Here is a 21,855-nt window from a genome sequence, read left to right as displayed (position 1 = left end):
ATTTCATGTCCAATTCGAACTTCACACGCCGTGGCGTGCTCAAAACCGGCACCATTGCCGGTGCGGGCCTTGCGCTGCCGACGTATCTGAGTGCGGCCAGCCACGCGGGCTTTACCAATGCACCGACCGGCGACACGGTCACGCTGGGCTTTAACGTACCCCAATCCGGCCCCTACGCCGATGAAGGCGCCGACGAGTTGCGCGCCTTTGAACTGGCGGTCGAACACCTGAACGGCCAGGGCGACGGCGGTATGCTGAGCACCTTCTCGTCCAAAGTTCTGGACGGCACAGGTATCTTGGGCAAAAAAGTCGCATTCGTCACCGGCGACACGCAAACCAAATCGGACGCGGCGCGCGCATCGGCCAAGTCGATGATCGAAAAAGACGGCGCCGTCATGATTTCGGGCGGGTCTTCCTCGGGCGTGGCTGTGGCTGTGCAAGGTCTGTGTCAAGAAGCTGGCGTGATCTTCATGGCGGGTCTGACCCACTCGAACGACACCACCGGCAAAGACAAAAAAGCCAACGGTTTCCGCCACTTTTTTAACGCGTATATGTCCGCCGCCGCCCTCGCACCCGTGCTTGAGCAACTGTATGGTTCGGACCGCCGCGCATACCACCTGACCGCCGACTATACATGGGGCTGGACGCAAGAAGAATCGATCGCAGCCGCGACCGAAGCTTTGGGTTGGGAAACCGTCGAGAAGGTCCGCACGCCGCTGGCCTCGACCGACTTCTCGTCTTATATTGCGCCGGTTCTGAACTCGGGTGCCGATGTTCTGGTTCTGAACCACTACGGCGGGAACATGGTCAACTCGCTGACCAACGCCGTGCAGTTCGGCCTGCGTGAAAAGCAAGCCAATGGCAAGAACTTTGAAATCGTTGTGCCGCTCTACTCCGAACTGATGGCAAAAGGTGCGGGCAAAAACATTGCCGGCATCGTTGGTTCGCAAAACTGGGACTGGAAACTCGAAAACGAAAAAGGCGACCGCTATACGGGCACCAACGCTTTCGTCAAATCCTTTGGTGAAAAATACGGCTTCCCGCCCAGCCAGGCCGCTCAGACCTGCTATGCGCAAACGCTGCTGTATGCCGACGCAGTCACACGTGCCGGTTCGTTCAACCCTTGTGCCGTCGTCGAAGCCCTTGAAGGCTTTGAATTCGACGGTCTGGGCAACGGCCCGACCCTGTACCGTGCCGGCGATCACCAGTGCTTTAAGGACGTCGTTGTTGTGCGCGGCAAAGAGAATCCCGAGAACGAATACGATCTCGTGGAAATCGTCGAAGTCACGCCGACCGAACAGGTCACCTACCCCGACGATCACCCGATGTTCTCGGGCGGTGCACTGGGTTCGTGCAACCCCGGCGCCTAAAGCCGTTCTACGTGCGGGGCGGGCAACTGCCTGCCCCGCATCCCCCTGCCGCCTGCACACGCAGCTTTCCTGAAAATTAAAACGAGTGGGACGATGGATCAGATAATCCTTCAATTTCTCAACGGTTTGGACAAAGGCTCCGCTTATGCGTTGATCGCCCTTGGCCTGACCCTGATCTTTGGTACGCTGGGTGTGGTCAACTTTGCCCACGGTGCCCTGTTCATGATCGGCGCCTTTTGTGCTGTCACTGTGCAGCGCATCCTGACCCTGTCGACCGTCGTCGAGGATCCGACGAAAACCGATTTTCTGGGCAATCCCGCAAAAATCAGCACGCCCTATGTCGAAAGCTGGTTCGGCCCCGAAATGGGGGCTGCCCTGATCGACTGGTCGGTGCCGCTGGCGATCCTGTTTGCCATTCCGATCATGATTGCCATCGGTTTCATCATGGAACGCGGCCTGATCAAACATTTTTACAAACGCCCCCACGCCGACCAGATCCTTGTAACGTTCGGCCTGGCAATCGTGTTGCAAGAGGTCATCAAGGCGTTCTACGGTGCCAACCCGATCCCTACCGGCGCGCCCGAAGTGTTCCGCGGATCATTCGATTTCGGCGTGCTGATCGGTTTTGATCCCAATGCGATCATCTATCCCTACTGGCGCATGGTTTACTTTGCCTTTGCCGCCGTGATCATCGGGGCGGTTTTTGCATTCCTGCAATTCACTACCTTCGGCATGGTGGTGCGCGCAGGCATGGCCGACCGTGAAACCGTGGGCCTGCTGGGCATCAACATCGACCGCCGCTTTACCATCATGTTCGGCATCGCCGCCGCTGTGGCAGGGCTGGCAGGTGTGATGTATGCGCCCATCAACTCGCCCAACTATCACATGGGCATGGATTTTCTGGTGCTCAGCTTTGTTGTGGTCGTCGTCGGCGGCATGGGCTCTTTGCCCGGTGCGGTGCTGGCAGGCTTTTTGCTGGGGATTCTCGAAGCCTTTGCCTCCATGAACGAGATCAAGGCGATCTTCCCCGGTATCGACCAGATCATCATCTATGTGGTGGCTATCATTATCATTCTGACCCGTCCCCGTGGCCTGATGGGCCGCAAAGGCGTGATGGAGGAATAAGACATGCTCGGACTGACCAAAAAAGACTTTAACCTGTTCATGGTGGTTCTGGTGATGGTGGCGCTGGCCCCCTTCATTCTGAACCCCTTCCCCCAAGGGTCCAGCCTCGCGCAGATGTTCAACGCAGGCTATCCCGACCTGATGCAACGGTTCGTGATCTTCGGTATTCTGGTGATCGGTTTCAATATCCTGTTCGGCCTGACCGGCTATCTCAGCTTTGGTCACGCGGCCTTCTTGGGTGTCGGATCATACTCGGCCGTCTGGATGTTCAAACTGCTGGGCATGAACGTGATCCCCGGCATCCTGCTGTCGATGGTTGTGGCTGGCATCTTTGCGCTGGCCATCGGCTATGTCAGCCTGCGACGCTCGGGCATCTATTTCTCGATCCTGACGCTGGCTTTTGCGCAGATGTCATACAACCTTGCCTATTCGGTGCTGGGCAACCCGGCGTCGAACTTCAATCTGACCAACGGTGAAACCGGCCTGCAACTGCTGCTGACCGATCCGCGCGTGCTGGGGCAATCGACAACTGTCGACGGATCGCTGCCGGTGACCAACTTCTTTGGCATCGCTATGCGCGACAGCTTCGAGCTGCGTCTTGGTGACTGGCTGTTTACCTTTAATGCGGGTTACTACCTGTGCGGTATCATCATGCTGATCTCGTTCTATATCTCGATCCGCATCTTCCGCTCGCCCTTTGGCATGATGCTGCGGGCGGTGAAATCCAACCAGCAACGGATGAACTATACCGGCCTGAACACCAAGCCGTACACATTGGCCGCCTTTGTCATCTCGGGCATCTATGCCGGACTGGCGGGCGGATTGCTGTCCTCGATGGACCCGCTTGCGGGCGCCGAGCGGATGCACTGGACCGCCTCGGGCGAGATCGTGATCATGGCCATTCTGGGCGGTGTCGGCACCCTGATCGGGCCGATCCTTGGCGCAGGCTTTAACGAGTATTTCAAAAACATCCTGAGCAAGATCAACGACGGCGTGCTGCATCAATGGCTGGGTTTTCTGCCTGACGGTGTGGAAGATTTTCTTGTCACTATCATCCACCCCTTCGTTGGCAAGGGCTGGCATCTGACGCTGGGCCTGCTGTTCATGATCGTCATCATCTTCCTGCCCGGTGGTCTGGTCGAAGGCGGCAAACGTCTGGGCCGCATGATCTTTGGCCGCCCCAAACGCAACACAGCCGAAGCCGAGGCGGACGCCGCCAAACGGCGCAACCCCGCAGCCGAATAGGAGAGAGAGACGATGGGTATTCTCGAAGTTAAGAATGTCGGCAAGCGCTTTGGCGGGTTGCAGGCGCTGGGGGACGTAAATCTGAGCATTGCGGAAAACAGTGTGCACGCGATCATCGGGCCCAACGGAGCTGGGAAGTCGACGCTGCTAAACTGTCTGGTCGGCAAACTGATCCCCGACACCGGATCGGTGCTGTTCGACGGCCAGTCGGTATTGGGGCGCAAACCCTATGAAATCAACCAGATGGGCATCAGCCGCGTGTTCCAGACACCGGAAATATTTGGCGATCTGACGGTGATGGAAAACATGATGATCCCCTGCTTTGCCAAGCGGGACGGATCATTTGGGCTGAACGCGCTGACCAACATGTTGGACGACCGCGACATCGTGGAACGGGCCGAACATATGCTGGAAGAGATGAATATGTCAGACAAACGACATATGCATTCCGCATCGCTGTCGCGCGGTGACAAACGGCGGCTGGAGATCGGCATGTGCCTGTCGCAAGAACCCCGTCTGCTGCTGTTGGACGAACCCACCGCTGGCATGGCGCGGGCCGACACCAACAACACCATCGACCTGCTTAAGCAGATCAAGGATGAGCGCGACATTACAATCGCGATCATCGAGCACGACATGCATGTGGTGTTTTCGCTGGCCGAACGGATCACGGTTCTGGCACAGGGCACACCGCTGGTCGAAGACACACCCGACAAAATCAAGGGTCATCCCAAGGTGCGCGAAGCCTACCTTGGCGAAACCCAAGCAGCATAAGGACGGGCAGAATGAACACCAAACCCGACTTCTCGAAGAACGCCAACCACGCGGCGACCGCCCCCGCCTTTCTTTCGGTCTGGGACATGCACGCGTATTACGGCGAAAGCTATATCGTTCAAGGCGTCAGCTTTAACGTCCACGAGGGCGAAATTCTGGCCCTTCTGGGCCGCAACGGGGCGGGCAAGACATCCACCCTGCGGTCAATCGCGCGCATCGGGGACCCCGAGCTGCGCAAGGGCGAAATCTGGCTGGATCACAAGCCACTGCACAATATGTCCAGCCATGAAGCATCACAAGCCGGTCTTGGTCTGGTCCCCGAAGACCGGCGGATCATTCCTGGCCTGACGGTCGAGGAAAACCTGAAGTTGGCCCAGATCGCGCCCCCTGTAGGCTGGTCGATCCAGCGGCTTTATGACCTGTTCCCGCGTCTGGGCGAGCGGCGTATGCAAGAGGGCGTGACCCTGTCGGGCGGTGAACAACAGATGCTGGCGATAGCCCGCGCGCTGGCCCGCGACATCAAAGTGCTGTTGCTGGACGAACCCTATGAGGGGCTGGCCCCCGTCATCGTCGACGAGATCGAAAAGACACTGCGCATTATCAAGGATCAGGGCATCACCACAGTGATCGTCGAACAGAACGCTGTGCGCGCGCTCGAACTGGCGGATCGCGCAGTGATTCTTGACACTGGGGGCATCGTTTTTGACGGCACCGCCGCCGAAGTTCTCGAAAACAAGGAACTGCGCGAAGAGTATCTGGCGATCTAACCTTGCCTTATACAACTATAAACTGAAACCGGCCAAGTTGGCCGGTTTTGGGTGAACACTATCAGAACAACGCACGCCTGATCCAAGCCGACATGACCTTGGGTGGCAGCAGCGGTCTATAGACAACTATGGCACCCCATCGGTGGGGAAGTGCGCATGGGCGATGACAACGATTTTTACAGCGCTGTGCAGGATGGCACGAACGCCAGCAACTTCAATAACCCAACCGTCTTTGCCTCGAAGGTGCACGGCCACGACGTGTTGAACGGCCACGGTGGCGACGGTGCGTTGACCGGTGACAACTTTGTGGCGCCGGACGATGCGTTGATCACGGCCTAAGCCATTGGAATTGCGGGCTGTGTGTCAGAGCAGCGCCCGCAATTCCGTCTTCAACACCTTGCCGTAGTTGTTCTTGGGCAGGGCATCGACGTGGACATAGACTTTGGGTGCCTTGAACCGCGCGATGCGGTCGCGGCAAAGCGCGTCCAGTTCGGCTTTGGTGGCTGTGCCAACCACAAAGGCCACGACCTCCTCGCCCCAATCCGCATGTGGCCGCCCGACAACCGACACTTCGCGCACATCAGGATGGCTTTGCAGCACTTCTTCAACTTCGCGCGGATAGATGTTGCTTCCACCTGAAATAATCACATCCTTTGATCGGTCCTGAAGCGTCAGATAGCCGTGGGCGTCCAGCATTCCGATGTCGCCGGTCATCAGCCAGCCGTTACGCAGGGCGTCTGCCGTGGCGCGCGGATTGTTCCAATAGCCCAGCATAACGGGCGCGCCACGCACCATAATCTCGCCCGGTTGGCCAGCGGGCAGAAACGCCCCGTGGCTGTCGCAAATCCCCACTTCGACGCAAGACTGCGCCCGCCCCACCGAGGCCACCCGCGCCATATCATCGCCCGCCACATCCGCCCGTGACAGGGCCGTGATCGCCATCGGACATTCGCCCTGCCCATATATCTGCACGAACACATCCCCCAAAGCGGCGCGCGCGGCCAGAATATCAGCCAAATACATCGGCCCACCCGCGTAAACCACCGTGCGCAATCCTTGGCCGGACCGGGCAGATGCAGTCGCATAGGACGTCAAACGGGAGACCATCGTGGGCGCTGCGAACATATGAACGTCGCCAAAATATGCTGCCAGGTCAAGGATTTCCGCCGGATCAAAGCCACCAGAAGCGGGGCAGACATGGCGCGCGCCCACGCGCACGTGCATCAGGTTATACAAACCCGCACCGTGGCTCATTGGTGCCGCATAAAGTGCTGCATCGCTGCCTTTAACCTGATCCACATCGGCAAAGAAGCTGAGCGCCATGGCCATCAGATTGCCATGCGACAGCATAACCCCCTTGGGTTTGCCCGTGGTACCCGAGGTGTAAAACAGCCACGCCAGATCAAATTCAGCGCGGTCCACAGGGCGGATGACCGGTGTGGCTTGGGGCAGATCCTCGACAATTCGGACAGTCACCTTGGCGGCGCGCAAAGCGCCCGCCTGCGCTGTCGTGGCAAAAACCACCTTTGCGCCGGAATCCTCCAGAATGAATGCCGCCTCGCGCCCGTGCAGCTTGGCGTTAACCGGCACAACACAAACGCCCGCGTACCAACAGCCCCACATAACCACAAGGAAATCGGGCACATTCGCCATGAATATGGCCACCCGGTCACCGGGCACCACACCCTGTGCGCCCAACCAACCTGCCAGTTCGCGCGCCAGCCGATCGAATGTGCCATAATCGGCCACCGCTTCGGTGCCCAGATACAACGCCTGCGCACGCGGGTCTGCTGCCGCCGACCGCTCAAGCCATGTTGCCAGATTCATCCCCTGCCCCCCGCACGCCTATTGCCCGCATTATGGCTTGGGCAGGCACCTGCTTCAATCTGCCAAAGCCATGCTTTCCAATGCAGCACTTCTGGCCTATAACCTGACCCCAGAACAGGGGGCGTTCAACGCCCCTGACAAGAGGTCGAGGACGACAATGACAAAGAACAAACACGACGACGACGTGGCCTTTATCAAGGCGCTGGCCGAGCTGCTGCGCGAAAACGATCTGACAGAGCTTCAGGTCAAACGCGACTATGCCGAAGATGACAGTCTGAACGTGCGCGTCACACGCGAACACCCGCCCGTGGCCGGCTATGCCCCCGCCCCGGCCCAGACTTCCGCAGCCCCTGCCGCTGCTGCCCCTTCCGCCGCCGCCGTTGCGGCACCCGCTGCAAACGAAGACCCCGCAGACCATCCCGGTGCAGTGACCTCGCCGATGGTTGGCACCGTTTACATGCAAGCCGAGCCCGGTGCGCCCTCGTTCATCTCGGTCGGGACCACCGTTACCGAAGGCGACACGCTGCTGATCGTCGAAGCGATGAAAACCATGAACCACATTCCAGCCCCGCGTGCTGGCACCGTCAAGCGTATCCTTGTGGATGATGGCGCGGCGGTCGAATTTGGCGCTCCGCTTGTGATCCTGGAATAAGGATCTGACAATGTTTAATAAAATCCTGATTGCCAACCGTGGAGAGATTGCCCTGCGCGTCATCCGCGCGGCCCGCGAAATGGGAATCGGCAGTGTTGCGGTCCATTCGACCGCCGATAGTGATGCAATGCACGTGCGCATGGCAGACGAAAGCGTCTGCATCGGCCCGCCCGCATCCGCACAGTCCTATCTGTCGATCCCATCGATCATCGCAGCCTGCGAAATCACTGGAGCCGAGGCGATTCACCCCGGCTATGGTTTCCTGTCCGAAAATGCCAGCTTTGTGCAGATTATTCAGGATCATGACCTGACCTTTATCGGCCCGACCGCCGACCACATCCGAGTCATGGGCGACAAGATCACTGCCAAGGATACGATGAAAAAGCTGGGCGTGCCCTGTGTGCCCGGATCCGATGGCGGCGTGGACACGCTGGAAGACGCCAAGCGTATTGGCGTCGAAATGGGCTATCCCGTCATCATCAAGGCAACGGCCGGTGGTGGGGGCAAGGGCATGAAAGTCGCCCAATCCGCCGCCGAGATGGAAAAGGCGTTTATGACCGCCCGCGCCGAGGGCAAATCGAACTTCGGCAACGACGAAGTCTATATCGAGAAATATCTAACCACGCCGCGCCACATCGAAATTCAGGTCTTTGGCGACGGCAAGGGCAACGCGGTGCATCTGGGCGAGCGGGACTGTTCGCTGCAACGGCGTCACCAGAAAGTGTTCGAAGAGGCACCCGGCCCCACGATCACCCAAGAAGAACGCGACCGCATTGGCAAAATCTGCGCCGACGCCTGCGCCAACATCAACTATATCGGTGCGGGCACGATCGAATTTCTGTATGAAAACGGCGAGTTCTATTTTATCGAAATGAACACCCGTCTTCAGGTGGAGCACCCTGTAACCGAAGGGGTTTTCGGCGTCGATCTGGTGCGTGAACAAATCCGTGTGGCCGCTGGCCTGCCGATGTCGTTCACGCAGGACGATCTGAAGATCAACGGCCACGCTATCGAAGTCCGCATCAACGCCGAGCGTTTGCCCAATTTTGCGCCCTGCCCCGGCCGGATCACGCAATATCATGCGCCTGGCGGTCTGGGCGTTCGGATGGATTCAGCCCTCTATGACGGCTATTCGATCCCGCCCTATTACGACAGCCTGATCGGCAAGCTGATCGTTCATGGTCGTGACCGGCCCGAAGCACTGGCGCGTCTGCACCGTGCCTTGGGCGAACTGATCGTGGACGGGGTGGACACCACCATCCCGCTGTTTGATGCGCTGCTGCAAGAGCCTGACATCCATTCGGGCAACTACAACATTCACTGGCTGGAACACTGGCTGGAGACGCATCTGCAGCCTGCATAATGGATCTCACGCCAGAGATTCTGCTGCACGGCTACAGCATCGGGATTTTCCCGATGGCAGAACACCGCGACGATCCGGAAATTTTCTGGGTCGATCCGCGCAGGCGCGGGGTCATGCCGCTGGACGGGTTCCACATGTCCCGCAGCCTTGCCCGCGCCATGCGGCGCAGTACTTGGCGGGTGGCGATCAACGCAGACTTCGACGGCACCGTCGAAGCCTGTGCCGACCGCGCCGAAACCTGGATCAATGCCGAGATTCGCAGCCTTTACAATGCCCTGCACAATCTGGGACACGCTCATTCCTTCGAGATTCACGAAGGGCGGGAACTGGTAGGCGGAGTTTACGGGGTGACCTTGGGCACTGCGTTCTTTGGCGAAAGCATGTTTTCACGGCGCACAAATGCATCCAAAATGGCACTGGGGGCCTGTGTTGATCATCTGCGACGTTGCGGTTTTACCCTGTTCGACACGCAGTTTCTGACCGACCATCTGGCATCGCTGGGTGGTATCGAAGTGTCACGCGCGGCCTATCACAAGATGTTGGAGCGTGCGTTAAACGGCAAGGCCAGCTTTACCACGCTGCCCCCCGCCACCCTTCAGGAGGTGGTGCAGCGCAGCACCCAAACGTCGTAGCGCGGGTGTTCCATAGCACTTAGCGCCGGAGACGAGGCGATCATCCAGCCGGAAAAAATCACCCCTTCACGGCCCTGCTGACTAACTTCAATCGAAGCAAATGCATCGCCCGCAGGGTTGCCCGCAGGATAGCGGCATTCGCGCAGCACGATGTTCAGATGTCCGAACTTAAAGCTTTGGCCTGCAGCAATTTCCATATCGGTGACGTGGCCGTTGAACGTGTCCAACCCACGCAAAACCGCGCCGTCCGCAGTTGCGGTTTCTTGCGCGGCCACAGGCACCGCAAGGGCCATCAGCCCCAAAGCCATCAAAAGGCGTTTCACTGTGCCGCCTCTTCACTGCCGCCGCTGACGAATTTCAACAACAGTGAAATCAGGGACACGGCCCCTTGGGTGTCGGCGATCACATCGCCCGGCTCGAAGTAAAAGGGCGATCCACCGGGGAATATCTCGACAAAATTGCCGCCCAGCAACCCTTCGGAGCTGATCACGATGGCGCTGTCGTCAGGAATTTCGATAGATTTGGACACCGCCACAGTGGTATCTGCGCGAAAAGTTTCAGGGTTCAGCGAAACACCAGACACGGTGCCCACCTTGACGCCCGCCAACCGCACATCGGTGCCGACGCTTACACCCTCAAGGCTGCGAAAGCTGGCTTGCAACGGGTAGCTGTCACCGCCTGTTTTCAGACCTGCCACTTGTGCCGCATAGATGCCAAAGGCCACAGCAGCAGCCAGCACAACACCGCCCACCAAAACTTCTGTTGTGTTTTCAGACATTTACTCGGGGCTCCACGCCTCGTAATCGGTGCGGTCCGCAGGCTGCACGCGGCGGATCGAACCCGCAGGCGCATAGGCCGACGGGGTGCCGGTCAGGTTTTCCTGATGCGGTTTTTCCCACGGCTTATGAACCAACGGCTTGTCCGTGGGCGGCTCGTCCCATGTGTGGTGCAGCCAGCCGTGCCAGTTGGGATCAACGCGCGTTGCTTCCGCCTCGCCGTTGAAGATCACCCAGCGTTTACTGTCGTCGGCATTGCGGTAGAAAATATTGCCCTCGGCATCTTCGCCCACTTTGTTGCCCTTGCGCCATGTGAACAGTTGGGTGTTCAGGGTTTGCCCGTTCCACCACGTCACCGCGCGCAACATTGATTTGAGAATACCCATTTCGGCCTCCGAAAGCTTTGTCATGTCTATGCCGCATACCGCGCCCAAGGTCCAGTGGACAGGTGCGCACGGACGGCTATTCGGGCGGTTACGCGCCCGCCAGCGCCGTCACTTCGATCTCGATCAGGTATTTGGGGTCGATCAGACCACATTCGATCATCGTGGCAACGGGCGGGTTGGCGCCAAATGTCTCTTGCAGCTTGGGCCAACAGGCTTCGAAATCGGCCGCGTTGGGCAGCATATAGGTCACGCGCACTGCGTTTTCGAATCCGCTGCCTGCCTCGGTCAGCACCTTGCCAATGATCGCCAGAGCATCGGCACATTGCGCCTCGACGGTGTCGCCCTGCCCCACGGTGCCCGCCACATGGACAAAGCCGCCCGCAACCACGGCGCGGCAATAGCCAATCTTGGCCTCGAATGCGCCGCCTGAGTGTATCCGTTTGATTGTCATGTCGTATTTCCACTGTTGCCACGAAAAAGGCGGCGCTTGCGCACCGCCTTTGTCACATTATCCAAGGCAGCCGCCTTAGCCCGCTGTAGCAGGTGTTTTTTCCGCATCGGCGTGGATCATCAGCGGGGCGGCGTCAGAATTGACCGCCTCTTCGTTGACAACCACTTCGGTTACGCTGTCCAGGCCGGGCAGTTCGAACATGGTGTCCAGAAGAATATCTTCCAGAATCGACCGCAGGCCCCGCGCACCGGTTTTGCGTTGGATCGCGCGTTTTGCAATCGCGGTCAGCGCATCATCGGTAAAGGTCAGCGCCGTATCTTCCAGCTCGAACAGACGCTGATATTGTTTGACCAGCGCGTTCTTGGGCTGGGTCAGGATCGTGACCAGCGCATCTTCATCCAGATCTTCAAGCGTTGCCAGAACCGGCAGACGTCCGACAAATTCAGGAATCAAACCGAATTTCAACAGATCCTCGGGCTCGAGATCGGTAAATATCTCGCCCACGCCGCGTTCGTCATTGTCGCGCACATCGGCACCAAAGCCCATAGCCGACCCTTTGCCGCGCGCTGCGATGATCCGGTCAAGACCCGCAAAAGCCCCGCCGCAGATGAACAGGATGTTCGTGGTATCCACTTGCAGGAATTCCTGCTGCGGATGCTTGCGCCCGCCCTGCGGTGGCACAGATGCCACTGTGCCCTCCATTAGCTTCAACAGCGCCTGCTGCACGCCCTCGCCCGAGACATCGCGGGTGATCGACGGGTTTTCCGACTTGCGGGTGATCTTGTCGACTTCGTCGATATAGACGATGCCGCGTTGCGCACGTTCAACGTTGTATTCGCTGGATTGCAACAGCTTGAGGATGATGTTCTCGACATCCTCGCCCACATAACCGGCTTCGGTCAGCGTGGTGGCATCTGCCATCGTGAACGGCACATCCAGAATTCGCGCCAGCGTTTGCGCAAGCAGCGTCTTGCCGCAGCCGGTGGGGCCGATCAGCAGGATGTTCGATTTCGAAAGTTCGATATCCCCGCCCTTTTGGGCGTGGTTCAACCGTTTATAGTGGTTGTGCACGGCCACCGAAAGCACACGCTTGGCCATCGCCTGACCGATCACATAATCGTCGAGCACGCCGCAGATGTCCTTGGGCGTCGGCACACCGTCGGTCGACTTCAGCCCGCTGGCCTTGGTCTCTTCGCGGATGATGTCCATGCACAGCTCGACGCATTCATCACAGATGAACACCGTGGGCCCTGCAATCAGCTTGCGGACCTCGTGCTGGCTTTTGCCGCAAAAACTGCAATAAAGCGTATTTTTGCTGTCGCCGCCTGAATTGTTCGCCATGTCCACCCTTTCAGGTTTTGCCGTTTATCACTGCCACGCCCGATGCCGCAGCAGCCTGTTTCGCGGATGTCGGGGCCAGTTTAGGCCAGCCCCAGACCGTCCACAATGTCAAAATGCCCGATCGCCCAATGACGTCACACGGACATTGCGCCCTTTACTTGGCGTCGTCTTTGGCCTCTTCGGCCTTGCTGCGGTTCTCGACGATCTCGTCGATCAGGCCCCAGTCCTTGGCCTCGTCGGGCGACATGAAATTATCACGCTCCAGCGCTGCTTCGACTTTTTCCAAAGTCTGGCCGGTGTGACGCACATAAATCTCGTTCAGGCGCGTTTTCAGCTTTTGCGTTTCCTGCGCGTGAATCATGATGTCGGTTGCCTGACCCTGATAACCACCAGAGGGCTGGTGCACCATCACACGGCTGTTGGGCAGCGAGAAACGCATACCTTCTGCGCCCGCCGTCAACAACAACGATCCCATCGAAGCCGCCTGCCCGATGACCAGCGTGCTGACCTTGGGTTTGATGTATTGCATCGTGTCGTAGATCGACAAACCAGATGTCACAACGCCGCCGGGGCTGTTGATATACATGCTGATTTCCTTGCTGGGATTTTCCGCCTCGAGGTGCAGCAACTGTGCCACGATCAGCGATGACATGCCGTCATGCACCGGACCGGAAAGGAAAATGATCCGCTCTTTCAGCAGACGCGAGAAAATATCATAGGCGCGTTCGCCGCGGCTTGTCTGCTCCACAACCATTGGGACCAGTGTGTTCATATATGTGTCGATGGGATCGTGCATGGGTTCCTGCCTCGTCAGCCTCTGCCGGACCATACCTGCAAAGGTGTTACCTGAGTCTTAGTATCGCCATTTCCGACCTGCAACCCCGCGACCGGCCGAAACCTGCACCAATCCACCCCGCTACGGCACCACGGTCCCCTGAAAAATTCGGATACGCTCCCCGAAATTCCATCCAGTGCGTCCTGTCGTCACGTCGTCGTCACACTTTTGCGGCATCCGGTGGGCACTTCGCCATGCCCCTGTGAGGACACACCCAAATGAATCGCCGCAGCATCATCAACGCCCCCGACATCGGTAACAAAGCAGAAGCCTACGAGGCCTTCGACGACATCCCCACCAACCCCAACCTCGGCCGCACCATCGGCGACGTGATCGCTGCGCGCTATTCGCGCCGCGATATCCTGCGCGGCACATTGGGTGTGACCGCGACCACAGCCCTGTTTGGCACCGCCGCCATGATCGCGACGCCGCCCGCCCACGCCACCACCACCTCGCGCTATGCTTTTGACGAACTGTCATGGGGCAACGACACCACCCACCACATCGCCGAAGGCTATGACGCGGACATATTGCTGCGCTGGGGTGACCCGATCACCGCCGAAGCGCCCGAGTTCGACGTGATGAACCAGACCGCCGCCGCCCAGTTGCAGCAATTCGGCTACAACAATGACTATGTCGGCTTTACCCCGCTGGACGGCAATCCCGATCGCGGGCTGCTTTGCATCAACCATGAATACACCAACGAAGAAGTCATGTTTCCCGGCCTTGGCCGTCAGGACGCAGTTGATTTTGCAGGCATGACAGCCGAATTGATCGACATCGAAATGGCCGCCCACGGCGGCACTGTGGTCGAGATCGCCCGCAACGCGGATGGTAAATGGGAACTGGTTCGTGACAGCCCGTACAACCGCCGCATCACGCCGCTGAACACGCAAATGACCTTGGCCGGTCCTGCCGCCGGTCATCCGCGGATGCAAACCAATGCCGATCCCGCAGGGATGACCGTGATGGGCACCGTCAACAACTGCGCTGGCGGTATAACCCCTTGGGGCACCTACCTGATGGCCGAGGAAAACTTCCACGGCTACTTCTGGTCCGACAAGCTGGACGCAGACGGCAACCCCGACATTTCGGCCCATCCCGAACCCAAGCAGATGAAACGCTATGGCGTGCCTGGCCGCTGGTACGCGTGGGGCAAATTCCACGACCATTGGAACATCGACCTCGAACCGCAAGAGCCGAACCGCTGGGGCTGGATTGTCGAAGTTGACCCGCGCAACCCCGATGCGACCCCGATCAAACACACCGCTCTGGGCCGCTTCCGCCACGAGGGTGCGGAAACCTGCGTGTCGGCAGATGGTAAACTGGTGATCTATTCCGGCGACGACAACCGCTTTGATTATCAATACAAATATGTCTCGAACGGCACTGTGACAGGTGATGAAACCTTCGGCTCCTCTCTGTTGACCGATGGCACGCTCTACGTTGCGCGCTTTGACGAAGACGGCACCGTGACATGGCTGCCGCTGGTCTATGGCACCGGCCCGCTGACGGCGGAAAACGGTTTTGCCAGCCAGGCCGACGTGTTGATCGACACCCGCCTTGCCGCCGATGCGGTGGGTGCCACGCCGATGGACCGCCCCGAAGACGCGCAACCGCGCGGCGACGGTACCGCCTACATCATGCTGACCAACAACACCAAACGCAAACCCGACCAGACCGACGCCGCCAACCCGCGCGCCGACAGCAGCTTTGGCCACATCATCGAGATCAAGGAAGACGGCGGCCAGCATTCAGCCACCAAAGGCACGTGGTCTATTCTGGTCAAATGCGGCGATCCCACAGTGACCGAAGTGGGCGCACAGTGGAACCCCGACACCTCGGAGAACGGCTGGTTCGGCTCGCCCGACAACGCCGCCATCGACGCAGATGGCCGTCTGTGGATCTCGACCGACCAAGGCTCGGGCTGGGCGAAAACCGGCAAGTCCGACGGGCTGTATGCGCTGGAAACCGAAGGCGAAGCGCGCGGCACGTCCAAACTGTTCTTTCGTTGCCCCGTCGGCGGCGAACTGTGCGGACCCTATTTCACCGAGCAAATGGACACGCTGTTTCTGGCCGTCCAGCACCCCGGCACCGATGGCACCAAGAACTATCCGGGCTTCGAGCGGAACTCGACTTTTGAAGACCCGGCCACCCGCTGGCCCGATTTCAGCCCGACCATGCCGCCGCGCCCCTCGGTGCTGGTGGTTACCAAAAAAGGCGGCGGTAAAATCGCCACCTGACTGATTTATAACCAGTCTTTTTCAGCATTTTCCAGATCTCGCCCCTTACAGGGCGGGGTCTTTTTCATTTCCGGCTTCATCTTGCCAGATAAACTCCGGGGGAGGCGCGCAGCGCCGGGGGCAGCGCCCCCAGTCCTCGTATCACTCTTGCAGACAGGCCGCCAAAGATGTGGCCAACCCACGCAACACATCCGCATAAAGCGCAGGTCCGGATTCAAAGGACGCGCCCAACGGATCGGCCACGCCGGTATGCGCAGCCCCCACAGCCGCCACCAGTCCCGGATTGAACTGCGGTTCCGACATCACGCAAGTGGCACCCGCAGCACTGATCATATCGCGAATCTCGGCCACCCGTGCAGCCCCTGCAGGCTGTGCGTCCCCGCCGCTGAGCGCGCCGGTCGCGGGCATGGCAAAGCTGTGCTCGAAATACTGGTAAGCATCGTGGTAAACCACAAAGGGACGCCCGCGCACGGGCTCTAGGATGGAATTGATGTCAGCCGTCAGCGCCGCCAGTCCGGCGGCTCCTTCACGCGCATTCGCCTCATAGGTCAGCGCATTGTCTGGATCAAGCGCCCCCAACACCACCGAGATTTCCAACATCCAGAGGGCGGCATTTTCGGGTGCAAGCCATGCGTGCGGATCAAGCGTGTGATCGTCATGCGTCATGTGCTCTGCGTGATCGTCATGCCCCTCATGATCCGCGTGGCCTTCGTGATCCGCGTGATCGTCATGACCCGCATGATCATCGTGCCCCTCGTGATCCCCGTGATCCTCTTCCCCATGATGGTGCCCCAAGAACCCGCCGCCTTCGCGTACTTGCAACTTCAGCACCTGCGGCACGTCCAGCAACACCAGTTGCGATGCATCGCTTGCAAGCGCGTCCAGCGGGCCATCCAGCCAGGGCGTCAGATCGGGGCCGACCCAAACCACCGCATCCGCCTCGGACAGGCTGCGCGATTGCGACGGGCGCATCGCATAGCCGTGCGGCGACGCCCCCGGCGGTACGATCAGTTCGGGCGTGCCCACCCCCTTCATCACCTGCGCCACCAGCGCATGGACGGGCGCGATGTCTACCGCCACGCGCGGGGCCTCGGCCGCCGCAGCGGTTGCGCTGCAGATAAGCGCCAATCCTAGATGTCTGATCATGATATTCTCTCCGGTGTGAATTTCGCGGTCTTGCTAATTGTTATGCTATAACATATCAACCCACAAAACACGGAGAGCTTTCACATGCCTGCCATCGGCTTTCACCGCCATGATCACGCCGCCTGCATCGACGCCTCGATCGCAGCAGCCGAGCGCCATTGCGCCGATCACAAGCTGAAACTGACGCCGGTGCGCCGCCGCGCATTGGAAATCCTGCTGCGCGAACACCGCGCACTCGGGGCCTATGACCTGCTCAGCCTTCTGGCCGACGACGGGCTGGGGTCGCAACCCCCCGTCGCCTACCGTGCGCTTGATTTTCTGACCTCTGCAGGCTTCGCCCACAAGATCGAGCGTCTGAATGCCTATGTCGCCTGCGCCCATCTGGGGTCCGAGCACGCGCCCGCCTTTTTGATCTGTCGCGCCTGCAAGTCCGTGGCCGAGGCAGACACCGAAATGGCACGTGGCCGTCTGGGCGACGCTGCACGCGACACAGGATTCAAGATCGAACGCACCGTCATCGAAGCAGAAGGCCTGTGCCCCAGTTGTCAGGGCAGCACTGTATGAACCCGCTGATCCAGACCAAGGCCATGACGCTGGCGCAGGGCGGCGCCCCGGTGCTACGCGACGTGGACTTTTACATTAACGCAGGCGAGATTGTCACCATTGTCGGCCCCAATGGCTCGGGAAAGTCTACGCTTCTCAAGGGGTTGATCGGCGCCCTGAAACCAGTGTCCGGCAGCATCGCCCGCACGCCCGACCTGTCCATCGGCTATGTCCCGCAAAGCCTGCACATCGACCCGACACTGCCCCTGACGGTGCAGCGGTTCATGAACCTGCCCCGCCGCAGTAAACCGCAGGCCCTGGCAGAGGCGCTGCGCCATGCGGGGCTGCCCGATCTGGGCCGCGCGCAGATGTCCGAGCTGTCGGGCGGCCAGTTCCAGCGCGTGTTGCTGGCCCGCGCATTGTTGATGCGGCCCAATTTGCTGATCCTTGACGAAGCGACCCAAGGTCTCGACCAGCCCGGATCGGCCGCTTTTTACCGCCAGATCGAAGAGGTTCGGGCCGAATTGGGCTGTGCTGTGCTGATGGTCAGCCATGATTTGCATGTGGTTATGGCGGCCTCGGATCGGGTTCTGTGCGTCAACGGCCATATCTGCTGCGAAGGAACCCCCGACGTGGTGCGCGACGCCCCCGAATACCGCGCGCTGTTCGGCTCTGGCACCCAAGGCGCGCTGGCGCTGTACCGGCACGAACATAACCACGATCATGCGCATGATCACGACCACGATCACAAAGGCCACTCCCATGCTCGATGATTTCGCCCTGCGCGCCGCTCTTGCCGGCATCGGTGTCGCACTGGCCGCTGCCCCTTTGGGGTGTTTTGTTGTCTGGCGGCGCATGGCCTATTTCGGCGATGCGACGTCCCATGCCGCCCTGCTGGGCGTGGCGCTGGCGCTGACCTTTCAGGGGCCGGTCTTGCTGGGTGTTCTGGTGGTTGCGCTGCTGATGGCACTGGCTGTCAGCACCCTGTCGGGTCGCGGTCTGGCCGAAGACACGCTGCTGGGTGTGATGGCACATGCAGCACTGGCGCTGGGGCTGGTGGCGGTGTCCCTGTTGCACGGGGTGCGTGTGGACCTGATGGCCTATCTTTTTGGCGATATTCTGGCTGTGACCAAAGGCGATCTGGCACTGATCTGGGGCGGAGCGGCCTTGGTCATCGCCATGCTGGTCTGGCGCTGGACGGCGCTGTTGTCGGCGACGCTGAACCCCGATCTGGCACAGGCCAGCGGCATCAACCCGCGCCGCGAACAGCTGGTTCTGACCCTGACGCTGGCCATCACTGTGGCCTGTGCGATCAAAGTGGTCGGCGCACTGCTGATTGCCGCGCTGCTGATCATTCCGGCGGCCGCATCACGCCCGCTGGCCCGCACACCCGAGGCGATGGCCGCGATCGCCGCTGCCATCGGCGCACTGGCCGCATTGGGTGGTTTGGCCGCGTCGTTCCAATGGGATACCCCCACCGGTCCCAGCATCGTCAGCGTGGCAGCAGGTGCCTTTGTGCTGACATCGGTGCTGCGCAGCCTTACCCGATCTCGGCGGTAGCTTCGATTTCCAACAGGGCTTCGTCCTCGACCAATGCGTCGATCACGACCATTGTCATCGCCGGAAAGTTGCGGCCCAACACGTCGCGATAGGCGGCGCCAACCTCGGCCTGATGCGCCAGATAGTCGGCCTTGTCGGTGACATACCACGTCAGCCGCACGATGTCGGCGCAGGTGCCCCCCGCCGCCTCGACCACAGTGCGGATATTGGACAGAGCCTGACGCATCTGGCCGATAAAATCATGCACTTCGAACACCTGATCGGCAGTCCAGCCGATCTGCCCGCCCACATAAAGCGTGCCGGATTTGGTCAGAACTCCGTTGGCGTAGCCCCTGGCGGGTTTCCAGCCGTCGGGTTGAATAATACGATGGGCCATAAGCCACCTCCTGTTACGGGGACGTCAGACGCCCAAGAATTTATCTGCAATATCGCGATCCAGCGCCGCCATATCGCCACGCCACACCGATGTGCCGCGTTCCAGAATAACGGCGCGGTCCGCGATCTGGCGCAGTTCGGCCAGCGATTTGTCAACCACCAACAGCGCCAGCCCGGTTTCGGATTTCAGCGTGCGCACCGCAGCCCAGATTTCCTGACGCACCACGGGGGCCAGACCTTCGGTGGCCTCGTCCAGCATCAGCAGGCGCGGGTTGGTCATCAGCGCGCGGCCAATGGCCAGCATCTGTTGCTCGCCTCCCGACAGCGACGCCGAAAGCTGCTCTTGCCGCTCTTGTAGCCGCGGGAACAACGCAGTGACCCGCGCCATGTCCCAATGCCCGGACCGCGCTGCCGCAATCAGGTTTTCGCGCACTGTCAGGTTGCGAAAACACCGCCGCCCCTCGGGCACGAGCCCCAGACCAGCCTGCGCCGCTTTGTGCGGTGGCAAACCACCAATGTCGCGTCCGTCCAGTATCACGCTGCCGGATTTATGCTTTAACAGGCGGCTGATCACCTTGATGGTCGACGATTTACCCATACCGTTGCGGCCCATCAGGGCGACCACCTCGCCCTCGGCCACTTCCAGATCAACACCGAACAGCGCCTGCGACGGGCCGTAGGACGCCTGAACCTGTTCCAGTTTCAACAAGCTCATGCCGCGTCCTCCTCGCCCAGATAGGCGGTGCGCACCTGCGGGTCGGCGCGAATTTCGTCGGCTGTGCCGGTGGCGATGATCTTGCCGTAGACCAGCACGCTGATCCGGTCGGCCAGCGCAAAGACCGCGTCCATGTCGTGTTCGACCAGCAGGATCGGTGCCTCGCGGCGCAGCCCGTCAAGGAAGGTGGTCATCCGCTTGGACCCCGACGCGCCAAGGCCCGCCATCGGTTCGTCCATGACAAAGGCGTGCGGTTTCAACGTCAGGGCAACAGCCACCTCAAGCAACCGCCGCTGGCCGTGGCTGAGTTCCGCCGTGCGGGTGCTGGCGTGATCCGTCAGGCCGACCCGCGCCAATGCCGCCTGCGCCTGCTCCACCAGTTCCGCATCGCGCATCACCGGACGCAGGAAGCGCCAGACCGATCCGGCCCGGCCCATCGCGCCTAGTACGGCATTTTGCAGCACCGTCGCCTCCATCGCCAGCGACGATATCTGGAACGTGCGCCCCAGCCCGGCCCGCGCGCGCGCCTGAGTGCTCAGCGCGGTGACATCGCGCCCTTCAAACCACACGCGCCCCGCGTCGGGGGCCAGCCCACCCGCGATCTGTTTGATCAGCGTTGATTTACCGGCCCCGTTCGGCCCGATCAGCGCGTGAATTTCGCCCGCGCGCAGCGTCAGTGACACCCCGTCCGTGGCCTGCAACGCCCCAAAGGCTTTGTGCAGCCCGTCCACATGCAACAGCGGTTCAGTCATGAGCCACCTCCCGTCCGGCCAGTGACCCGATCAGACCGCCGCGTGCGAACAAAACCACCAGCAACAGGATCACACCCACATAGATCAGCCAGAAATCCGACACCGGCGACAGCAGGTGTTCCAGCAGCACAAACAGCATGGCCCCCGCCACCGGCCCGAACAGACGGCCCACACCGCCCAGCACAATAAACACGATAAATTCGCCCGACATCTGCCAGCTGAACATTGTCGGGCTGACAAAGCGGTTAAGGTCGGCAAACAGCGCCCCCGCCAGCCCGGTTACAGCGCCCGAAATCACGAAGGCCACCAGCCGCAACCGGAACGGCCCAAGGCCCACGGTCTCGACCCGCTCGGCGTTCTGGCGGGCCGCACTCAGCGCAAGACCAAAGGGCGCGCGGGCCAGACGGCCCATCCACCACAGCACCGCCGACAGGATCGCAAAAACCAGCGCAAAGAACTGCATCGGGTCCAGCGTGTTCAGCCCCGGAAAATCATTGCGCACATAGATGCTGAGGCCGTCCTCACCGCCATAGGCAGGCCACGAGATCGCGAAGTAATAGAACATCTGCCCGAAGGCGAGCGTGATCATGATGAAATAGACGCCCGAGGTGCGCAGCGACAGCGCCCCGATTGCCAAAGCCGCCAGTGCAGAGCTGACAATCGCCACCAGCCAGATCACCGGCATCGACTTGGTGCCCTCAAGCACGAACCATGTGTCCATGATCGGCGTAAAGGTCTGCGCATGATGCGCAAGAATACCCATCGCATATCCGCCAATACCAAAGAACGCCGCATGTCCAAGGCTGACAAGACCGCCCAAGCCCAAGGCAAGGTTCAACCCCACAGCCGCCAGCGCAAAGATCGCCGCACGGGTGATGAGGGTGATCAGAAACGGCTCGTCCAGCGCAAAGGCCAGACCGGCGGCCACGGGCATCGCCAGATAAAGCAGTGTATTCAGTATCGTTTCGCGCCGCATC

General features: G+C 60.2%; 25 protein-coding genes. 13 read left to right on the top strand and 12 right to left on the bottom strand.

Going from position 1 to position 21,855, the window contains the following annotated elements:
• Nucleotides 1-5 precede the first annotated feature (5 nt).
• The 6 genes from SULPSESMR1_RS04795 (at nt 6) to SULPSESMR1_RS04770 (ending at nt 5,620) form a co-directional block, all read left to right on the top strand.
• A complete protein-coding gene (locus tag SULPSESMR1_RS04795) occupies nt 6-1,370 on the top strand; it encodes a substrate-binding protein (protein ID WP_089419792.1) in 1,365 nt (454 codons plus the stop codon).
• Nucleotides 1,371-1,463: 93 nt separating this feature from the next.
• A complete protein-coding gene (locus tag SULPSESMR1_RS04790) occupies nt 1,464-2,495 on the top strand; it encodes a branched-chain amino acid ABC transporter permease (RefSeq protein WP_089419791.1) in 1,032 nt (343 codons plus the stop codon).
• A 3-nt stretch (nt 2,496-2,498) separates the two neighbouring features.
• Nucleotides 2,499-3,740, top strand: a complete 1,242-nt coding sequence (locus SULPSESMR1_RS04785; protein WP_089419790.1) for a branched-chain amino acid ABC transporter permease — start codon at nt 2,499-2,501, stop codon at nt 3,738-3,740.
• Between the two features lie 12 nt (nt 3,741-3,752).
• A complete protein-coding gene (locus SULPSESMR1_RS04780; protein ID WP_089419789.1) occupies nt 3,753-4,514 on the top strand; it encodes an ABC transporter ATP-binding protein in 762 nt (253 codons plus the stop codon).
• 11 nt (nt 4,515-4,525) lie between these two features.
• The gene (locus SULPSESMR1_RS04775; RefSeq protein WP_089419788.1) at nt 4,526-5,281 is read left to right on the top strand and encodes an ABC transporter ATP-binding protein; all 756 of its coding nucleotides are present in this window, start codon (nt 4,526-4,528) and stop codon (nt 5,279-5,281) included.
• A gap of 156 nt (nt 5,282-5,437) precedes the next feature.
• Nucleotides 5,438-5,620, top strand: coding sequence for a hypothetical protein (locus tag SULPSESMR1_RS04770; RefSeq protein ID WP_089419787.1), 183 nt, complete (start codon nt 5,438-5,440; stop codon nt 5,618-5,620).
• Nucleotides 5,621-5,644: 24 nt separating this feature from the next.
• Here the strand turns inward: SULPSESMR1_RS04770 and SULPSESMR1_RS04765 are convergent, their stop codons facing one another.
• A complete protein-coding gene (locus SULPSESMR1_RS04765) occupies nt 5,645-7,108 on the bottom strand; it encodes a class I adenylate-forming enzyme family protein (protein ID WP_089419786.1) in 1,464 nt (487 codons plus the stop codon).
• Between the two features lie 157 nt (nt 7,109-7,265).
• Here SULPSESMR1_RS04765 and accB point away from each other — a divergent pair, with 157 nt between their 5' ends.
• Genes accB through aat form a run of 3 tightly spaced genes read left to right on the top strand, consistent with a single transcriptional unit; the run spans nt 7,266 to nt 9,755 of the window.
• The gene (accB, locus tag SULPSESMR1_RS04760; protein ID WP_089419785.1) at nt 7,266-7,760 is read left to right on the top strand and encodes an acetyl-CoA carboxylase biotin carboxyl carrier protein; all 495 of its coding nucleotides are present in this window, start codon (nt 7,266-7,268) and stop codon (nt 7,758-7,760) included.
• Between the two features lie 10 nt (nt 7,761-7,770).
• The gene (gene accC / locus SULPSESMR1_RS04755; RefSeq protein WP_089419784.1) at nt 7,771-9,123 is read left to right on the top strand and encodes an acetyl-CoA carboxylase biotin carboxylase subunit; all 1,353 of its coding nucleotides are present in this window, start codon (nt 7,771-7,773) and stop codon (nt 9,121-9,123) included.
• On the top strand, nt 9,123-9,755 hold the full coding sequence (aat, locus tag SULPSESMR1_RS04750; protein WP_089419783.1) for a leucyl/phenylalanyl-tRNA--protein transferase: 633 nt from the start codon (nt 9,123-9,125) through the stop codon (nt 9,753-9,755). The genes accC and aat overlap by 1 nt, the downstream gene beginning before the upstream one ends.
• On the opposite strand, the gene SULPSESMR1_RS04745 is transcribed toward aat, so the two are convergent.
• The 6 genes from SULPSESMR1_RS04745 to SULPSESMR1_RS04720 form a co-directional block, all read right to left on the bottom strand.
• Entirely contained in the window at nt 9,719-10,078 is a 360-nt protein-coding gene (locus SULPSESMR1_RS04745) for a DUF2155 domain-containing protein (RefSeq protein WP_240311261.1), read from the bottom strand. The genes aat and SULPSESMR1_RS04745 overlap by 37 nt on opposite strands.
• Entirely contained in the window at nt 10,075-10,533 is a 459-nt protein-coding gene (gene mlaD, locus SULPSESMR1_RS04740) for an outer membrane lipid asymmetry maintenance protein MlaD (protein ID WP_089419782.1), read from the bottom strand. Before mlaD ends, SULPSESMR1_RS04745 begins: the two co-directional genes overlap by 4 nt.
• Nucleotides 10,534-10,917 carry an NADH:ubiquinone oxidoreductase subunit NDUFA12 gene (locus SULPSESMR1_RS04735; RefSeq protein ID WP_089422151.1) on the bottom strand — a complete coding sequence of 128 codons (384 nt, stop codon included), beginning with the start codon at nt 10,915-10,917 and terminating at the stop codon, nt 10,534-10,536.
• Between the two features lie 88 nt (nt 10,918-11,005).
• Nucleotides 11,006-11,368 carry a RidA family protein gene (locus SULPSESMR1_RS04730; protein WP_089419781.1) on the bottom strand — a complete coding sequence of 121 codons (363 nt, stop codon included), beginning with the start codon at nt 11,366-11,368 and terminating at the stop codon, nt 11,006-11,008.
• Between the two features lie 75 nt (nt 11,369-11,443).
• Nucleotides 11,444-12,709: an ATP-dependent Clp protease ATP-binding subunit ClpX gene (gene clpX / locus SULPSESMR1_RS04725; RefSeq protein ID WP_089419780.1), complete on the bottom strand. Its 1,266-nt coding sequence runs from the start codon at nt 12,707-12,709 to the stop codon at nt 11,444-11,446.
• A 154-nt stretch (nt 12,710-12,863) separates the two neighbouring features.
• The gene (locus SULPSESMR1_RS04720) at nt 12,864-13,505 is read right to left on the bottom strand and encodes an ATP-dependent Clp protease proteolytic subunit (protein WP_089419779.1); all 642 of its coding nucleotides are present in this window, start codon (nt 13,503-13,505) and stop codon (nt 12,864-12,866) included.
• A gap of 257 nt (nt 13,506-13,762) precedes the next feature.
• Between SULPSESMR1_RS04720 and SULPSESMR1_RS04715 the strand changes: the two genes are divergently transcribed.
• Complete coding sequence (locus SULPSESMR1_RS04715) at nt 13,763-15,787, top strand: PhoX family protein (protein WP_089419778.1); 2,025 nt, start codon at nt 13,763-13,765, stop codon at nt 15,785-15,787.
• Between the two features lie 141 nt (nt 15,788-15,928).
• Here the strand turns inward: SULPSESMR1_RS04715 and SULPSESMR1_RS04710 are convergent, their stop codons facing one another.
• Nucleotides 15,929-16,933, bottom strand: a complete 1,005-nt coding sequence (locus SULPSESMR1_RS04710) for a zinc ABC transporter substrate-binding protein (RefSeq protein ID WP_089419777.1) — start codon at nt 16,931-16,933, stop codon at nt 15,929-15,931.
• 84 nt (nt 16,934-17,017) lie between these two features.
• On the opposite strand from SULPSESMR1_RS04710, the gene SULPSESMR1_RS04705 reads away from it, so the two are divergent.
• From SULPSESMR1_RS04705 to SULPSESMR1_RS04695, 3 genes are read left to right on the top strand one after another with little or no spacing between them, the layout of a single operon-like run.
• Complete coding sequence (locus tag SULPSESMR1_RS04705) at nt 17,018-17,497, top strand: transcriptional repressor (RefSeq protein WP_089419776.1); 480 nt, start codon at nt 17,018-17,020, stop codon at nt 17,495-17,497.
• On the top strand, nt 17,494-18,249 hold the full coding sequence (locus SULPSESMR1_RS04700) for an ATP-binding cassette domain-containing protein (RefSeq protein ID WP_089419775.1): 756 nt from the start codon (nt 17,494-17,496) through the stop codon (nt 18,247-18,249). Before SULPSESMR1_RS04705 ends, SULPSESMR1_RS04700 begins: the two co-directional genes overlap by 4 nt.
• Nucleotides 18,239-19,036, top strand: coding sequence for a metal ABC transporter permease (locus tag SULPSESMR1_RS04695; RefSeq protein WP_089419774.1), 798 nt, complete (start codon nt 18,239-18,241; stop codon nt 19,034-19,036). The genes SULPSESMR1_RS04700 and SULPSESMR1_RS04695 overlap by 11 nt, the downstream gene beginning before the upstream one ends.
• On the opposite strand, the gene SULPSESMR1_RS04690 is transcribed toward SULPSESMR1_RS04695, so the two are convergent.
• The 4 genes from SULPSESMR1_RS04690 to SULPSESMR1_RS04675 are packed head-to-tail and all read right to left on the bottom strand — an operon-like array spanning nt 19,017 to nt 21,854.
• Nucleotides 19,017-19,412, bottom strand: coding sequence for a RidA family protein (locus tag SULPSESMR1_RS04690; RefSeq protein WP_089419773.1), 396 nt, complete (start codon nt 19,410-19,412; stop codon nt 19,017-19,019). The two genes, SULPSESMR1_RS04695 and SULPSESMR1_RS04690, sit on opposite strands and share 20 nt — an antisense overlap.
• A gap of 24 nt (nt 19,413-19,436) precedes the next feature.
• Nucleotides 19,437-20,126 carry an ABC transporter ATP-binding protein gene (locus tag SULPSESMR1_RS04685; protein WP_089419772.1) on the bottom strand — a complete coding sequence of 230 codons (690 nt, stop codon included), beginning with the start codon at nt 20,124-20,126 and terminating at the stop codon, nt 19,437-19,439.
• Nucleotides 20,123-20,878 (bottom strand): ABC transporter ATP-binding protein, encoded by a 756-nt coding sequence (locus tag SULPSESMR1_RS04680; RefSeq protein ID WP_089419771.1) that lies wholly within the window; start codon nt 20,876-20,878, stop codon nt 20,123-20,125. Before SULPSESMR1_RS04680 ends, SULPSESMR1_RS04685 begins: the two co-directional genes overlap by 4 nt.
• Nucleotides 20,871-21,854 (bottom strand): branched-chain amino acid ABC transporter permease, encoded by a 984-nt coding sequence (locus tag SULPSESMR1_RS04675; RefSeq protein ID WP_089419770.1) that lies wholly within the window; start codon nt 21,852-21,854, stop codon nt 20,871-20,873. Before SULPSESMR1_RS04675 ends, SULPSESMR1_RS04680 begins: the two co-directional genes overlap by 8 nt.
• Between the last annotated feature and the right edge of the window lies 1 nt (nt 21,855).

The organism is Pseudosulfitobacter pseudonitzschiae (genome assembly GCF_002222635.1).
In the GTDB taxonomy this organism is placed as follows: Bacteria; Pseudomonadota; Alphaproteobacteria; order Rhodobacterales; family Rhodobacteraceae; genus Pseudosulfitobacter; species Pseudosulfitobacter pseudonitzschiae_A.
This window is presented reverse-complemented; position numbering and strand designations above follow the sequence as displayed.

Excerpts from the sequence above, each read along its gene's own strand:
- accC (WP_089419784.1), top strand. The coding sequence starts at position 7,771 with ATGTTTAATAAAATCCTGATTGCCAACCGTGGAGAGATTGCCCTGCGC.
- SULPSESMR1_RS04785 (WP_089419790.1), top strand. The coding sequence starts at position 2,499 with ATGCTCGGACTGACCAAAAAAGACTTTAACCTGTTCATGGTGGTTCTG.
- SULPSESMR1_RS04690 (WP_089419773.1), bottom strand. The coding sequence starts at position 19,412 with ATGGCCCATCGTATTATTCAACCCGACGGCTGGAAACCCGCCAGGGGC.
- SULPSESMR1_RS04710 (WP_089419777.1), bottom strand. The coding sequence starts at position 16,933 with ATGATCAGACATCTAGGATTGGCGCTTATCTGCAGCGCAACCGCTGCG.
- SULPSESMR1_RS04695 (WP_089419774.1), top strand. The coding sequence starts at position 18,239 with ATGCTCGATGATTTCGCCCTGCGCGCCGCTCTTGCCGGCATCGGTGTC.
- SULPSESMR1_RS04795 (WP_089419792.1), top strand. The coding sequence starts at position 6 with ATGTCCAATTCGAACTTCACACGCCGTGGCGTGCTCAAAACCGGCACC.
- accB (WP_089419785.1), top strand. The coding sequence starts at position 7,266 with ATGACAAAGAACAAACACGACGACGACGTGGCCTTTATCAAGGCGCTG.
- SULPSESMR1_RS04705 (WP_089419776.1), top strand. The coding sequence starts at position 17,018 with ATGCCTGCCATCGGCTTTCACCGCCATGATCACGCCGCCTGCATCGAC.
- SULPSESMR1_RS04730 (WP_089419781.1), bottom strand. The coding sequence starts at position 11,368 with ATGACAATCAAACGGATACACTCAGGCGGCGCATTCGAGGCCAAGATT.
- SULPSESMR1_RS04790 (WP_089419791.1), top strand. The coding sequence starts at position 1,464 with ATGGATCAGATAATCCTTCAATTTCTCAACGGTTTGGACAAAGGCTCC.
- SULPSESMR1_RS04700 (WP_089419775.1), top strand. The coding sequence starts at position 17,494 with ATGAACCCGCTGATCCAGACCAAGGCCATGACGCTGGCGCAGGGCGGC.
- SULPSESMR1_RS04765 (WP_089419786.1), bottom strand. The coding sequence starts at position 7,108 with ATGAATCTGGCAACATGGCTTGAGCGGTCGGCGGCAGCAGACCCGCGT.
- SULPSESMR1_RS04720 (WP_089419779.1), bottom strand. The coding sequence starts at position 13,505 with ATGCACGATCCCATCGACACATATATGAACACACTGGTCCCAATGGTT.
- SULPSESMR1_RS04770 (WP_089419787.1), top strand. The coding sequence starts at position 5,438 with ATGGGCGATGACAACGATTTTTACAGCGCTGTGCAGGATGGCACGAAC.
- clpX (WP_089419780.1), bottom strand. The coding sequence starts at position 12,709 with ATGGCGAACAATTCAGGCGGCGACAGCAAAAATACGCTTTATTGCAGT.
- SULPSESMR1_RS04780 (WP_089419789.1), top strand. The coding sequence starts at position 3,753 with ATGGGTATTCTCGAAGTTAAGAATGTCGGCAAGCGCTTTGGCGGGTTG.
- aat (WP_089419783.1), top strand. The coding sequence starts at position 9,123 with ATGGATCTCACGCCAGAGATTCTGCTGCACGGCTACAGCATCGGGATT.
- SULPSESMR1_RS04735 (WP_089422151.1), bottom strand. The coding sequence starts at position 10,917 with ATGGGTATTCTCAAATCAATGTTGCGCGCGGTGACGTGGTGGAACGGG.
- SULPSESMR1_RS04685 (WP_089419772.1), bottom strand. The coding sequence starts at position 20,126 with ATGAGCTTGTTGAAACTGGAACAGGTTCAGGCGTCCTACGGCCCGTCG.
- SULPSESMR1_RS04675 (WP_089419770.1), bottom strand. The coding sequence starts at position 21,854 with ATGCGGCGCGAAACGATACTGAATACACTGCTTTATCTGGCGATGCCC.
- SULPSESMR1_RS04715 (WP_089419778.1), top strand. The coding sequence starts at position 13,763 with ATGAATCGCCGCAGCATCATCAACGCCCCCGACATCGGTAACAAAGCA.
- SULPSESMR1_RS04775 (WP_089419788.1), top strand. The coding sequence starts at position 4,526 with ATGAACACCAAACCCGACTTCTCGAAGAACGCCAACCACGCGGCGACC.
- mlaD (WP_089419782.1), bottom strand. The coding sequence starts at position 10,533 with ATGTCTGAAAACACAACAGAAGTTTTGGTGGGCGGTGTTGTGCTGGCT.
- SULPSESMR1_RS04680 (WP_089419771.1), bottom strand. The coding sequence starts at position 20,878 with ATGACTGAACCGCTGTTGCATGTGGACGGGCTGCACAAAGCCTTTGGG.